Annotated in this window: 14 protein-coding genes; 11 read left to right on the top strand and 3 right to left on the bottom strand. The window is 36.8% G+C overall.

The window, feature by feature from the left end; genetic code table 11:
• Window positions 1-191 precede the first annotated feature (191 nt).
• Window positions 192-719 (top strand): NADPH-dependent FMN reductase, encoded by a 528-nt coding sequence (locus tag JFU50_RS04765; protein WP_053344725.1) that lies wholly within the window; start codon window positions 192-194, stop codon window positions 717-719.
• 128 nt (window positions 720-847) lie between these two features.
• Here JFU50_RS04765 and JFU50_RS04760 read toward each other — a convergent pair whose 3' ends face one another.
• Window positions 848-1,090, bottom strand: a complete 243-nt coding sequence (locus JFU50_RS04760; protein ID WP_053344726.1) for a YhdB family protein — start codon at window positions 1,088-1,090, stop codon at window positions 848-850.
• Window positions 1,091-1,218: 128 nt separating this feature from the next.
• Between JFU50_RS04760 and JFU50_RS04755 the strand changes: the two genes are divergently transcribed.
• The 9 genes from JFU50_RS04755 (at window position 1,219) to JFU50_RS04715 (ending at window position 10,937) form a co-directional block, all read left to right on the top strand.
• A complete protein-coding gene (locus tag JFU50_RS04755) occupies window positions 1,219-2,187 on the top strand; it encodes a M14 family zinc carboxypeptidase (RefSeq protein ID WP_201221908.1) in 969 nt (322 codons plus the stop codon).
• A gap of 48 nt (window positions 2,188-2,235) precedes the next feature.
• Complete coding sequence (locus JFU50_RS04750; protein WP_201182296.1) at window positions 2,236-2,556, top strand: DUF3889 domain-containing protein; 321 nt, start codon at window positions 2,236-2,238, stop codon at window positions 2,554-2,556.
• A 486-nt stretch (window positions 2,557-3,042) separates the two neighbouring features.
• The gene (locus JFU50_RS04745; RefSeq protein WP_053344729.1) at window positions 3,043-3,924 is read left to right on the top strand and encodes a radical SAM/SPASM domain-containing protein; all 882 of its coding nucleotides are present in this window, start codon (window positions 3,043-3,045) and stop codon (window positions 3,922-3,924) included.
• 207 nt (window positions 3,925-4,131) lie between these two features.
• Window positions 4,132-4,974 (top strand): MurR/RpiR family transcriptional regulator, encoded by an 843-nt coding sequence (locus JFU50_RS04740; protein ID WP_201221906.1) that lies wholly within the window; start codon window positions 4,132-4,134, stop codon window positions 4,972-4,974.
• Between the two features lie 21 nt (window positions 4,975-4,995).
• Entirely contained in the window at window positions 4,996-6,153 is a 1,158-nt protein-coding gene (locus JFU50_RS04735; RefSeq protein ID WP_180320452.1) for a M20 peptidase aminoacylase family protein, read from the top strand.
• Window positions 6,143-6,937 carry a GNAT family N-acetyltransferase gene (locus tag JFU50_RS04730; protein ID WP_201221904.1) on the top strand — a complete coding sequence of 265 codons (795 nt, stop codon included), beginning with the start codon at window positions 6,143-6,145 and terminating at the stop codon, window positions 6,935-6,937. Before JFU50_RS04735 ends, JFU50_RS04730 begins: the two co-directional genes overlap by 11 nt.
• Window positions 6,938-6,950: 13 nt before the next feature.
• Window positions 6,951-8,060: an o-succinylbenzoate synthase gene (menC, locus tag JFU50_RS04725; protein WP_201221902.1), complete on the top strand. Its 1,110-nt coding sequence runs from the start codon at window positions 6,951-6,953 to the stop codon at window positions 8,058-8,060.
• A 169-nt stretch (window positions 8,061-8,229) separates the two neighbouring features.
• A complete protein-coding gene (locus tag JFU50_RS04720; protein WP_201221900.1) occupies window positions 8,230-9,309 on the top strand; it encodes a YkvI family membrane protein in 1,080 nt (359 codons plus the stop codon).
• Window positions 9,310-9,521: 212 nt separating this feature from the next.
• Complete coding sequence (locus JFU50_RS04715; RefSeq protein WP_201182288.1) at window positions 9,522-10,937, top strand: SpoVR family protein; 1,416 nt, start codon at window positions 9,522-9,524, stop codon at window positions 10,935-10,937.
• 267 nt (window positions 10,938-11,204) lie between these two features.
• Here JFU50_RS04715 and JFU50_RS04710 read toward each other — a convergent pair whose 3' ends face one another.
• Window positions 11,205-11,531 carry an antibiotic biosynthesis monooxygenase family protein gene (locus JFU50_RS04710; RefSeq protein ID WP_201221898.1) on the bottom strand — a complete coding sequence of 109 codons (327 nt, stop codon included), beginning with the start codon at window positions 11,529-11,531 and terminating at the stop codon, window positions 11,205-11,207.
• A 1,192-nt stretch (window positions 11,532-12,723) separates the two neighbouring features.
• Here JFU50_RS04710 and JFU50_RS04705 point away from each other — a divergent pair.
• Window positions 12,724-12,912, top strand: a complete 189-nt coding sequence (locus JFU50_RS04705; RefSeq protein WP_201221896.1) for a hypothetical protein — start codon at window positions 12,724-12,726, stop codon at window positions 12,910-12,912.
• Between the two features lie 625 nt (window positions 12,913-13,537).
• Here JFU50_RS04705 and JFU50_RS04700 read toward each other — a convergent pair.
• The gene (locus JFU50_RS04700; RefSeq protein ID WP_201182284.1) at window positions 13,538-14,317 is read right to left on the bottom strand and encodes a PhzF family phenazine biosynthesis protein; all 780 of its coding nucleotides are present in this window, start codon (window positions 14,315-14,317) and stop codon (window positions 13,538-13,540) included.
• Window positions 14,318-14,377 lie beyond the last annotated feature (60 nt).

The following is a 14,377-nucleotide window of genomic DNA, read 5'->3' as shown; positions in this document are numbered from 1 at the left end:
AGATAAATGTAAACGAAGGGCTTCAGGTCCTTCGTTTTTTTGCGTAAAAGTTGTTTTTTAGATGAAGTTGGAATACGTTTAGTGTAATAAATGTCTCTAATTCAAGGAAATTTTTAGCTGGTTTTGATATACTGAAAAAGAGAGTAACATGGGTGAAATATTCAAATAGAAACAATGGAGGAGTATTATACATGAAATTAGTCATCATTAATGGATCACCACGTAAACAAGGGCGTACAGGGATTGCCTCTCGCTTCATTTCCAAGCAATATGGAGCAGAACTAATCGATTTAAGTAACAGTGAGATTCCTTTATATTCAGGTGAAGGCGAGCAATATCAATTGAATGTAATTCAAGATTTTCGTAAAAGTATTGAAGAAGCGGATGGAGTGATTTTGACATCTCCTGAATATCATGGTTCGATGAGTGGCGCTTTGAAAAATGCATTGGATTTTCTAAGCAGTGATCAATTTACACACAAACCAGTTGCTTTACTAGCTGTATCAGGCGGTGGTAAAGGTGGGATTAATGCGTTAAATTCTATGAGAACAGTGGGCCGAAGCCTATATGCAAATGTGATTTCAAAACAATTAGTGCTTGATCCGCATTGCTTCGATTATGAGAATGACGGTTTAACTGAAGAGCCTGCGTTACTTGTCGAGGCCTTAATTGAAGAACTTAAAATGTATGCAACTGCTTATGCAACAATGAAAAAATAATGGATGAGGGTCAGGTATAAAAATACCTGACCCTTTTTTTTAGGTTTTCACCCGCCACAGTTAAATCCCCATGAAATTAATCTTCTTCTTGTATATATTTTCCCGTTTTGCAAAAACTATTGTTGATTTTAGCTTGGGAGTTCACTTAAATAATCACTTGTCTTTTCTGCCGCATGATCCAAATAACGAAGCAGTGCATACAGTTGAGATTGAATAATTTGATAATCATGCTCAAACCGATAGGCGTGTAAAAAATGTTCTATTTTTTTCGAAAGAAAGTGATCTTTCGTACGAACCATTAATACTAACAGGCTGTCCCAATCAGAGCGGTGTGTGTGAAACAAAGCCTGATCATAATCCGCAATTTTCATGTAGTTCTCCTCCTTAGGAGCTATTTGTATTTTGTTCAGATTGGGTAGAACATTTACTTACAATAAGTGGCGATGTATACGGGCCGCGGTTGTTGCTTTTTACCTGAATAAAAATAAAAGGTGAGAACATGAGAAAGATAATCTTAATAGTATTGATTGGTCTTCTTTTTTTTCCTGAAGCACCACGCGCAGAACAGGTGTATTCACCTGGACAAATGGAAAAGGACCTACAAGAAATTCAGAATCAGTATAAATTCGAAGTCCAAAAAATTGGAAAAACGGAAAAAGGAAAATATATAAAAGCAGTCAGGTTAGGGAAAGGGAAAAAATCCATCTTACTAGTAGGCTCACATCATGGGCGAGAATGGCTAAGCTCTATCCTGTTGATGACTATGCTAAAAGATTATGCAGCAGCCTATCAAGCGGGCAAACCAATAGGCGGGTTTCCTTCAGGTTTATTGGATGAAGTGAGCATCTGGTTTATCCCGATGCTGAATCCTGATGGAGTCAGCATTCAACAAGGAGATTTATCAAATTTGAATTTCCTTGAAAAAGCAGGGGTCTGGAGAATGAATCGATATAGTACGAATTGGTCGCGGTGGAAGGCCAACGCAAAAGGGATTGATTTAAACAGGCAATATCCGATTGGGTGGGAAGAAGTAATGAGTGATGCAAAAAAACCTACTTATCAATTTTATAAAGGGGAACAACCGCTAGAAGCTACAGAGGTTAAAGCGCTTGCGGATTTTACGAAGAAAGTTGATCCCACAATTGCGGTGTCCTATCATACATCCGGCCGGGAAATTTTCTGGCATTATAAAAATAAGAGAGAGAATATGGCGAGGGATTATGGCATTGCGAAAAAAACAGCAGAATTAACAGGTTATGAACTGACCTTTCCGGAAAAGGAGGCTGTAGGCAGCGGATTTACGGATTGGTTCATAACCGAGTTCAAGCGCCCGGGAATGACAATTGAACTTAGTTATTTGGTGGATGAAACCAATCCTCCATTTTCTGTATTTCCTGAGGAATGGAAACGGAACCGGTTAGTTGGGATTATGCTTGTAAAAGAAGCGAACAAGCTGCATAACAAATGAACAATTTAACATAATAAAACTAACAGGATGTATGAGGAGGAAATGGTTTTGAAAAAAGTCATCATGATGATTTTAGGACTTCTTGTAATTTTACAATTTGGTTCCATATCAACACATGCCCAAAAACCAGATTACGAAAAATACGGAAAGATTGCAATCGCCGTCGTACAGGCCGATTACCCTGAAGTTGAGATTACTGATTATGAATATAAGGGAAGAAAAACAATAGGGGAAAATCAGGTGGAAGACGATTTTAGTTTCTTAGTCGTGGAGAAAGGCAATAAATTCAAAGTCACTGTGGCAGTCCAACATGATCTTACCAATGAAAAATTACTTAGTTTAAAGGTCACAGAACAGAAGGAAAAGTAAATTTACCCCAATATATTTTAGTATTACCTAACATCTTCGGTTTTTGAGGATGTTTTTTCTATTAACGTTGAACAATTAATCACGGAACTTTTCCGCCTTCCCACATTAGGAAAAAGATAGAAGACTAGGGAATATCGGATAAAAGTGCAGAGCATAAGGATCTGGAAAATGACCTTAGTGGAATCATGGCCTGAAAATGAAATCAGATCTATCCGTTGATTTTATAAAAAATACAAAAGATCTATAGGTGATGAGGAAGTGAAATGAGGAAATTAAGCCATGATTGACTCAATCAGGGGATTTTTGGAACCTTGAATGAAAGGGTAATTGGTAAATGAAATCAAATATATAATAAGTTTACATAATTGTGATTTTAATTTCACCCTTTGTACCGCTACAATTAACTTTTCATTGCATTTATGAGCCGCTAACACGTATAGTTAGAATCAGATTGACAATATAGCATGACTTTAGGGGTATTTTATAATGAGAAAGTTTAAGAAAGTTTATGTAGAAATTACGAATATATGTAACTTGAAATGTAATTTTTGTCCTAGTTCTAGCTTGCAGAGGACACTGAAGTTTATGGATCCGGATGGTTTTACTCATGTTATTGAGAAAATCAAACCACACACCGATCATATTTATTTTCACCTGATGGGTGAACCATTTTTAAATAAAGATTTAGGAACTTTCTTGGATATTAGTGCCGAACATGATCTGAAAGTGAATATAACAACGAATGGTACTTTGATTCAAAAGGTTAAAGAAAAGCTGCTTTCCAAAAAAGCACTTCGTCAGGTGAATATTTCACTTCATAGCTTTGAAGCGAATGATACGAGTAATAGTCTAGACTCATATGTGAGTAATATTGCTGACTTTATTAATGAGGCAAACGAAACAAGTGAAATGATCTGCGCAATTCGATTATGGAATATGGATACGGATGAGCTTAAGGCGAGTAATGGTCTAAACGATGATATTCTCAGTATGTTGGAGGAGAAGCTTTCGTTGGATATTCGATTAAGTGAAGCTCTTCAGGATAAGAATAATATTAAACTGAAGGACCGTGTTTATATAAATATGGCTGAAAAATTTGAATGGCCAGAATTGGACCGCGACATTATCGATGAGAATATTTTCTGTTATGCTCTAAGAGACCAGTTAGGTATCTTAGTGGACGGTACAGTTGTTCCTTGCTGTTTGGATAGTGAAGGGAAAATTCCACTGGGGAATATATTTGAATCATCTCTTGAAGAAATTATAAATGGTGAACGGGCTAAAAATATGTTTGATGGTTTTTCGAGAAGATGTGCAGTAGAAGAACTATGCAAACGATGTGGCTATGCAAAGCGTCATAAAAAATAAGAGGTAATGAAAACCACGGAGAATCTTCGTGGTTTTTTTTTTGACTAATGTTTTATATTTATTTAGGTTTTTTTATTAAAAATTCTGAATATTGTTGTTTTATTAAAATGCCCATGATAAAATATTCTCTATTATAAATGAAGTGAAAACTTCATATAGTAATAAAAAAGTTTTGGATTCATATTTTGTCTGTAAGGGGAAGGTTTTATGGATTTGCAAGAAAAAGTTAAAGAGGTATTCCCTGGATTATCTACTGGCCAAAAAAAGGTCGCAAATTACTTGTTAGTTCATTCACATACATTTGCAGTCAGCTCAGCTCAAAAGTTAGGGAAGGATATAGGGGTGAGTGAAACAACGATCATTCGCTTTTGTTATTCTTTAGGGTTAAGTGGATTTGCGGAACTTCAAAAACTTATTCGTAATCAATTAATATTCGAGAGTAGCCTGAATGAATATCATTCTTCTAAACTAGAAGTTGCGAATCAGCCAAACTTCATGGCACAAGTAATGCAGAAAGATATCGTCAGTATCGAAAAAACAATAAAAAATCTATCAAATGATGATTTTACAAAATCAGTCGATAAATTGGCGGCAGCCGACCAAGTATTAATTTCCGGACATCGTTTATCATTTTCAGCGGCGCATTGGTTAACTTTTACGCTTAGACTTGTAAGGGAAGAAGTCCATTTATATAGACCGGATACAGATGATATTTTTTTACAACTAAACAAAATAACTGAAAATTCTGTTTTTGTAGCAATCTCATTTCATCGTTATGTGAAAGAAACTGTGAAAATTACGGAAATGGCAAAACAAGCGGGTGCATTTGTAATCGGAGTTACCGATTCTGAATTGGCTCCAATTGCGGAGTTTTCGGACGTTTTATTGCCCATTTCAGCACCTAGAACCTCCACTATCGATACTGCACCTGTTCTATTCTCATTATTAAATAGTTTAGTAGCAGGTGTATCGATTAAAGACGCGCAGGGATTTAAAGAAAGAAAGGCTATGTATGATGCGTTCAATCAAGATGATGATTTTTTCTTTTAACAGAAAAAAGGGGAGAAAGAAATGGATATAACACAATCAATTGAAAAATTAAGACCTCGTATTATCGAAATATTTGACCATTTACACTCTCATCCTGAAACAAGTTGGAATGAAGTGAATACTACAGCATTCATTTCGAATGTTTTAAAAGAAAATCAGTGCTCTGTGAAAAAATTTAAAGATTGTACGGGCGTAATTGGAGAAATCGGGAATGGAAGTTTCACTGTCGGATTACGATCAGATATTGATGCACTTTGGCAAGAAGTGCATGGGTCGTTTCAGGCCAATCATTCCTGTGGACACGATGGGCATATGACTTTGGCTCTTGGAGTTTTCCTGGTATTGAAGGAAATGAACTTTCAACCCAAAGGAAAACTGAAATTCATTTTTCAACCTGCTGAAGAAAAAGGTACGGGTGCATTAAAGATGATTGACGAAAAAGTAGTGGATGATGTTGATTTTCTTTATGGTGTGCACTTAAGACCAGCGGAGGAAGTGAAAGATGGACAGGCGGCACCAGCAATTGTTCATGGAGCTGCACAGTTTATTAAAGGAGAAATAGTAGGGACAGATGCACATGGAGCTAGACCGCACCAGGGGCAAAATGCTATTGAAATAGGAGCATCATTCGTTACATTGTTAAACAATATCCATCTCAATCCATCCATACCTTTTTCAGCAAAAATGACACAGTTTTTTGCAGGTGGCGAAAGTTCCAATATCATTCCAGGGAAAGCTACATTTTCATTGGATTTAAGAGCTCAGGATAATGAAGTAATGAAAGACCTTACCAAAAGAGTGGAAAAAGTTGCAGAAGCTTTGGCCGTCGCAAATGGAGTTGAAATTAATCTGGAGTCGGGAGCTAATGTAGCTGCTGCAATTGTGAACAACCAAGCTCAAGAAATAATGGCTGAAGCTATTGCAGATACTCTAGGGAAAGAAAATTTAGTAGCTCCAGTTATTACAACTGGAGGAGAAGATTTTCATTTTTATACATTAAAAAAACCAGAAATCAAAGCGACGATGCTTGGGTTAGGCTGTGATTTGACACCAGGTCTACATCATCCGAATATGACATTCAATAAAGAAGCTTTGCTATCCGGAATTGAAATTCTAACGAAAGCGATCATTCTTACTTTTGAAAAATATGGTGAGGGGGAACGACGATATGACAAATGAATTAATCATTAAATCTTTATCTACTCTAGAAGATTTACAAGAAGTGCAGCAACTTGAAATTCTCGTATGGGGCATGGATTGTGTCCCTACCCATCAAACGCTTACAGCAGTCAAAAACGGTGGCATTATTTTAGGTGGTTACATCGATAATCAATTAGTAGGGTTTCAATACAGTTTCCCTGGATTTAAGGATGGAAAGGTTTTTCTTTGCTCACATTTGCTAGCTATCCATCCCGAACATCAAAAGAAGGGATACGGTAGATTACTTAAATTGGCACAAAAAGAAGAAGCACTTAAAAAAGGCTATCATTTAATTACCTGGACATATGATCCATTGGAAAGTGTGAATGCTAACTTGAATATCGGTAAACTAAAAGCGGTTTGCCGTACATATATGGAAGATTGTTATGGGGAGCTTAAAGGCGAACTTAATGAAGGACTGTCCACTGATCGTTTCATGGTGGAATGGAATTTAGAGCAAGAAACTGGGAGCGATGATCAACTTACTGATAAAGCGACGCATATCGTAACGACGGAAATGAATAAGCAAGGCTTTCCGTTCATCGAAGATTATAGTTTGGAAACAACTGCGGAAATCGTGGCTATACCCATTCCAACGGAAATTCAAAAAATAAAAAAAGAAAATCTTTCCCTTGCAATTGATTGGCGTGTAAAAACAAGTGAACTATTCCAAACGCTTTTTTCCAAAGGGTATGTTGTAGTAGGAATTGAACGAAAACAAGGTGAAAACATCCAAAACTACTTATTAAAAAAAACAGAATAAGAGGAGAATAGAGATGAAAATAAAAGAAGTGCGTTTACGTCATTTGAATATGGATTTGACTGCTCCATTTACAACTAGTTTTGGAACATTTGTAGATAAAGAGTTTATCCTAGTGGAAGTGAAAAATGAAGAGGGACTTTCAGGATGGGGTGAATCAGTCGCGTTTGGAGCTCCTTGGTATAACGAAGAAACAATTAAAACTAATTGGATTATGCTGGAAGATTTCCTGATCCCGCTTGTGTTGGATAAAGAATTAGAACATCCGAGTGAGGTATCGGAAATGTTCTCACATATTCGTAAAAATAATATGGCAAAATCGGCAATCGAGGGAGCTATCTGGGATTTATACGCAAAAGAAAAGAATATCCCATTAAGTACAGCTTTAGGCGGAGAACTGGATAAAATTGATGTAGGCATAAGTATAGGAATACAAGAAACAGTAGCTGATTTACTTAAGAAAATTGAAAACGGCTTGAAAGATGGTTATAAAAGAATCAAAATCAAAATTCAACCAGGTTGGGATGTAGATGTAATCAGGGAAGTACGCAAGCAATATCCTAATGTACCGATTATGGCAGATGCAAACTCTGCCTATCGTTTGAAAGATATCGAGTTACTGAAACAACTCGATCAATTTGATTTAATGATGATCGAGCAGCCTTTGTCATCTGATGATATTGTGGATCATGCGACATTACAAGCGCAAATCAAAACACCGATTTGCTTGGATGAAAGCATACACTCCGTAGAAGATGCACGAAAAGCTCTTGAGTTGGGAAGTTGCAAAATCATCAATATTAAAATCGGAAGAGTAGGCGGCTTAACGGAAGCAAAGAAAATTCATGATTTATGTAAAGAACGAAATGTACCGGTTTGGTGTGGAGGCATGTTGGAATCAGGTATCGGACGTGCCCATAATATCGCATTAACAACACTTGATAATTTCACAATGCCTGGTGATACGGCAGCATCGGCAAATTATTGGCATAAAGACATCATTCAACCCGAGGTTACAGTGGAAGATGGAGTCATTATTGTTCCAAAGACGGCTGGTATTGGCTTTAAAGTCGATTACGCAACTGTCGATGAATTTACTTCTTATAGTAAAAGATATACCAAATGAGTAATTAAGCAGTTTTAGTATTCCAGCTTCGCGAGCGATGTGAATAACCTTATCGTAAAAACGCTGAAGCTGGAAAGTTATTAATGAAAAAAACGGGTAGAATTGAATGGGGAAATGTTTCGTGTACACTAAATTGTCAGAATAATCATTTAATTAAGGTGGAATTCATATGAAAAACAGTGTAAATCTTGCAGGTGCATATATTGGAATTATCATCGGAGCAGGATTTGCTTCAGGACAAGAAGTATTGCAATTCTTTACGAGCTTTGGAATCTACAGTGTATTGGGAATTATAGTAGCAACTGTATTATTTGCTTTTCTAGGTATGCAGGTTACACAGTTGGGCTGTGCCCTTCAAACACGCTCTCATAAAAGTATAATCGATCATATTTGTGGTCGTTATTTAGGTAGAGTGGTTGATGTTATGATCACGTTTTTCTTATTTGGTGTAACTGTCATTATGATTGCAGGTTCTGGCACTATTTTTGAAGAACAATTTGGCATTCCAAGTGTAGTAGGAGCTGTAGTGATGACAGTACTTACCATTGGAACTCTCTTACTTAATGTTAATAAAATTATGTCTATCATTAGTGCAGTCACACCGTTTTTATTTATCATCATGATTATTATTTCGGGTTACTCATTCTTTACATCTGATCTTAGTTTTAATGAGATCATTTCTTCCTCTAGTAAAGAAACAGCAGCAACTGGAAATTGGATTATGGGTTCATTACTGTATGTTTCCTATAATATGGCTGCTGGAATTGCAATGTTAGCCGTAATGGGTGGTACGTTTAAGAATAAGAAAGAGGCAGGTATGGGCGGTATTTTAGGTGGAATCGGTTTAGGAATATTATTATTCTTGATCAATATGGGAATGATATCTGATTTAAAAGGCATTGAAGGTGCAGGAATGCCCACTCTAATATTAGCCAATCAAATTTCTCCATGGTTGGGTTATATACTATCAATTGTACTTTTGGGGATGATTTACAACACTTCAGTTGGAATGCTTTATGCTTTTACTGCTAGATTTGTTCCATCCGAAACAAAAATCTTCAAAATTTCAGTAATTGTTGTAGGGATACTGGCTTTCCTTGCTAGTTTCGTAGGATTCATTAAATTGGTTGGAACCGTATACCCAGTTACAGGATATTTAGGTTTTGTAATTATAGCAGCGCTTATTGTTTCTTGGGTTCGCTCAAAATCGAAAAAAAGAGCAGTAAATGCAGACTTCGTGAAGTATTAAAAGTGAAGGGGATTTAACTGATTACAATATCGTTCCCTGAATTAAATAACATTGATAATGAAAAAAGAGTTTATTTCTAAATATATTCCTAACATCTTCGCTTTATGGAGATGTTTTTTTCTATTAACGATGAACCTTTAAACGTGATTACGGCATTTTTCCGCCTTTTTTTCATACATTAGGATAAAGGCGGAAGACAAGGGGGATATCGGATGAATGAAGCGGAGCAAAAGGCTCTGGAATATGCCATTAGTGAGATTACAGAAATAGCAACTGGGTTCGGGTTGGATTTTTACCCGATGCGTTATGAAATTTGTCCTTCAGAAATTATTTATACATTTGGTGCATATGGGATGCCAACTCGTTATTCTCATTGGAGTTTTGGAAAGCAGTTTCATAAAATGAAGCTACAGTATGATTTTGGATTAAGTAAGATTTATGAACTGGTTATTAACTCTAATCCTTGTTATGCTTTTCTTCTTGACTCCAATTCACTTGTGCAAAATAAATTGATTGTTGCCCACGTTTTGGCGCATTGTGATTTCTTTAAAAATAATGTTCGTTTCAATAACACAAAGAGAGATATGGTAGAAAGTATGTCGGCCACGGCAGAAAGAATTCGAGAATATGAAATTCTGCATGGCAAAAAGGAAGTAGAAACATTCCTCGATGCTCTTTTGGCTATCGAAGAACATATCGATCCGTCACTTATGAGACCAAAGCTTGCCTGGACGATGGAGGATGAGGAAGAAGAAGAGGAAATAAAGCCTGCAGCGACTCAATACGATGATTTATGGAACCTTGATAATAAGGATAAGCCAAAGAAATCTAACGTGAAAGGTCGGAAAAAATTTCCTCCGAGGCCTGAGAAGGATATTATGCTTTTCATTGAGCAGTACAGTAGGGATTTAGCAGATTGGCAGCGGGATATCATGACAATGATTAGGGAAGAGATGCTGTATTTCTGGCCACAGCTCGAAACGAAAATCATGAACGAAGGCTGGGCATCCTACTGGCATCAGCGCATTATCCGTGAATTGGATTTATCTTCAGGTGAAGCAATTGAATTTGCCAAATTGAATGCAGGTGTTGTTCAACCATCACGAACCAGCATTAACCCTTATTACCTTGGGCTGAAGGTGCTTGAAGATATTGAAGAACGCTATGATAATCCAACCGAAGAAATGATAAGACTTGGCGTTAAGCCTGGATCCGGTAGGGAAAAGATGTTCGAAGTCAGGGAAATTGAATCGGATATATCCTTTCTGCGCAATTATTTGACGAAAGACCTGGTTATGCGGGAGGATATGTATTTATTCCAGAAGCAGGGCAAGGATTATAAAATTGTCGACAAAGCGTGGGAGCAAGTTCGCGATCAGCTCGTCAGTATGAGAGTGAACGGAGGATTCCCATATATCACAGTAAATGACGGCGACTACATGCGGAATGGTGAACTTTACTTAAAACATTGGTACGAGGGTATTGAATTGGACCTGAAATATCTTGAAAAAGTCATGCCGTATATCCATCAGCTCTGGGGACGTTCCGTGCATATGGAATCGGTCATGGAAGGAAAAGAAGTCCTGTTTTCCTATGATGGAAAAAGTATTCATCGGAAGTATTTATAAGGAAGAATGAACTGCTGAGTAATCGGCAGTTTTTTTGGTTTAGTTTCAAAATTCAATACTTTCCACACTGATGAAGTGACTTGATTTCTCTGTGTCCAAGTTACTTAATTATCCTGCTGATTTTTTTCTTAATGATTCAAAGCAAAAAAAGACGTTATTTGTAAGGCGATTCTTCCTTTTTTGTTGAATAAGAAAAGGTTGCCGCAGCAACCTCCTTAATTGAGGTAAAGTCCCCGTTAACTGAAGATGTACAATATTTATTTATCATTACATTTCGAAAAGGTTATCTCGCTCCACTTTACAAACTCTAGCTGCGAAATTTTTATACCATTCTGTTTTACCTTTGTCTTGTGCAGCTTTATGTGCTGAATGTTCCTTCCAATTCTTTATTGCATCTAGAGATTCCCAGTATGACACAGTGATTCCTAGCCCCTCATCTCGAGCACTTTCCACGCCTAAGAAACCCTGCTGTTGAGAAGCTAACTCTTCCATTTTGTCTGACATTTTTCCATAACCATTGTCACCTTCCGTTCGCTGTGAAGAAAAGATCACTGCATAATACGGTGGTTGAAGAGTTTTTGCAATCCCACTCATTTCTTGTCCTCCTAATAAATTGAATATTGAGACATTTATATCTTCTGAATTTTAACATAATTTCTGGTATTTTTGTTTAATTAACCTGCCCTGTTTGTGGCATAAGAAAAAGGTCGCCACAACTAATGAATGTACTATTCCCCCAGATGATCTCTACGAAATATGAACAACATGGTACCCCCTTTAGCAGAAACCATCAAGGCTCTTTAATGTGTGAAGAACAAATTACTATGTTAACCCCTGGTGATAGTTAAGAATAGATCTTCTTTATTGTTGAATAAATAGTAACAAAGAAGGCGTTTCACAAAGGACGGTAAACAACATTACGAGTGGAGTTGTAATTATTACCGAATGTTTCACGATTTGGAAATTTACTTCAACGGCTATTCATACAACCAAACATGGGGGGACGGAATTCACGGGCGAATAACTCTTCCGTGTTTTTCTTTTTATATAAAATAGTGTTCCGGAAAAATTAACAACATTTACCATAAAATCAATGAGCTTGAAGTGATAAGATGGACTAGATGTAGTAACTTTGTTTATTTCTCCAATGTTAATTGCAACAAAACAGAGTATATCCTTCGAGGACGATGATTTCATAAGTGAGCTCGAGGTCACAACTAAATTTCATATTAATCCATGTAAATATTCCATTTGGAACAATATTGGACGGTGAAATCATCAACAATGTAAGCCTGATTTTGAAACACTGATGTAAAGATTTTAATCTAAAGAATAATCAGAACATACTCTACAATACAGCAACGAAATATATAAACTATGGGGCTGATTAACGTTAGCAGCTCGTAAAAGTAGTTCCCAGACGTTTTCAAAAATCATATGAATGATTGATTAAAACGTTTAGAGAATCGCTATACAACAGCAAATGCAAGTGCGGGGGCTTCCTTGCTATATGTACGGATCTTGGCGCAATGCTATGTCGAGAGTAGCCCGCCCGATATTCATTAATACTGGATGGAAAGCTAGAGGAGATACATACACTTATGGATAACAAAAGATGTATATGTGCGTGCCAAGTGGGATGATATTACCCGTTTAACTAAGTTATTCGAAAAGAATAAAACTAACGTTGACTATTATTGCAACGGTGTTTAAAAGCAATCTGTTAATGCTTCCGTACAGTTCGCTATTCATTTGTGAATCGAAAGTAAAATAGGGGGACTTTGGGATGAAAGAATGGATGTTGAAAATGTTTCAAGAATCATCGGGCAACTTAATCGAATTAATAACCGTTACTCTGATAGCGGGGCTAATCGGTTTCATAATCATATGCGTTCGTGGTCTTTTTTACAGAGCATTGGACTTCTTTTCAATACCTGTTGGTCGGTTAATAGAGAAATTGGTTAAGAGAAACTAGATATGGGGTTTTAGTCCGATAAAAACACTCCTCGATCGCTTATTAGTCGAACCCTCGCTAGAATATATGATGAGTTCTACGGACACAGGAAGTCGATGGGGGGGTGTAAGCTGCGTTTTTTATGACATGATCGAGCTGTGGGAAATGGTTGCTGGACAACAATGTCCAATGCGCTGCGCTAACCTTAGATTTCATTTACTGTTTTTTCACACCAAAAAAGAGAAAATTAGCTTGCTGAAGTAAATACTTCTGCAATGAGACATTGGAAAAAGAGGGGTAATTCACTCAGAAGAGATAAAGTAAAAGGGATATAGGCTTTTACAGTAGCTAATTGAGAAAAATGATTGTTCCAGCTAGCACTACAAAATCTAATAATCAACTAACCATTCTATGTAAAGGAATAACTGAACTAATGAAATCTACTAAGAGGATTACCAACCACAATATTTGTTATAGTGGTCGGCTTAGTGTTGGAGGTAAAATATGGAAATTGACATTATGAAACCTAGCAAACTAAATAACTGGTCAAAAACGAATAATCCCCAAAGTAAAACAGTTAAAATAGCCCAGCTATCGGATTCTTCGATTTTTCGTTCCATTTCTATTAAAAAGTTAACCTCATTTCTCAACGTATCTGTAGATCAGCAATAGCGTATAAAACTGCGGACCCACTGATTTTCACTCTATCTCCCGAAGATTTGCAGTATAATGTTCCTCCGCGTTTGGAAAGCTGTCTTGCTACCATTTCATTCTTACCAAGACGTTTTGCCCAGTAAGGAATGAAATTACAATGTGCAGAACCACAAACAGGGTCTTCATTCACCTTGAGATTCGGGAAAAAGGATCTAGAAACAAAATCGTATTTATTACTTTTCGCCGTGATTGAAACGCCCAAACCATCCGGCAATTTTTCTAGCTTAGAAAAGTCAGGGGAGGCATTTTGAACATCCTCTTCCTTTTCCAATACTAACATCAAATCTCTGCCCAGATAGGTTTCTATAGGCTTAACACCAAGAGCTTCGACTATTTGATCTGTTAGAGGAAATTCTTCTGGCATCCTGCTTGGAAAATCCATTTCGTAAAGTTCATCTTTTTTTAATACAACAAGTTCACCACTCATTGTTTGAAACTTGATTTCCTCCACATTATTTTCGTAATAGTTGGCAATTACATAAGCCGTTGCCAAAGTAGCGTGGCCACAGAGTTCAATTTCGTCTGCCGGCGTAAACCATCTTAATCTGTAGCTTTCACCCTCTTTCACAGCAAATGCTGTTTCAGAAAGGTTGTTTTCAGTAGCGATTTTCTGCATAGTATCATCCGACAACCATTCTTCCATGATGCAGACACCAGCAGGATTTCCTTCAAACACTTTTTCAGCAAACGCGTCTACCACGTAATATTTCATTCTAATAACCTCCTTGTCTTTATCTAAAACTCATATTTACAAAATTACTTTATCATCGTA

The sequence above is a fragment of the Peribacillus sp. TH14 genome (genome assembly GCF_016651145.1).
Classification (GTDB): domain Bacteria; phylum Bacillota; class Bacilli; order Bacillales; family DSM-1321; genus Peribacillus; species Peribacillus butanolivorans.
Note: the sequence above shows the minus strand (reverse complement) of the source record. Positions and strands in the feature narration are given on the sequence as shown.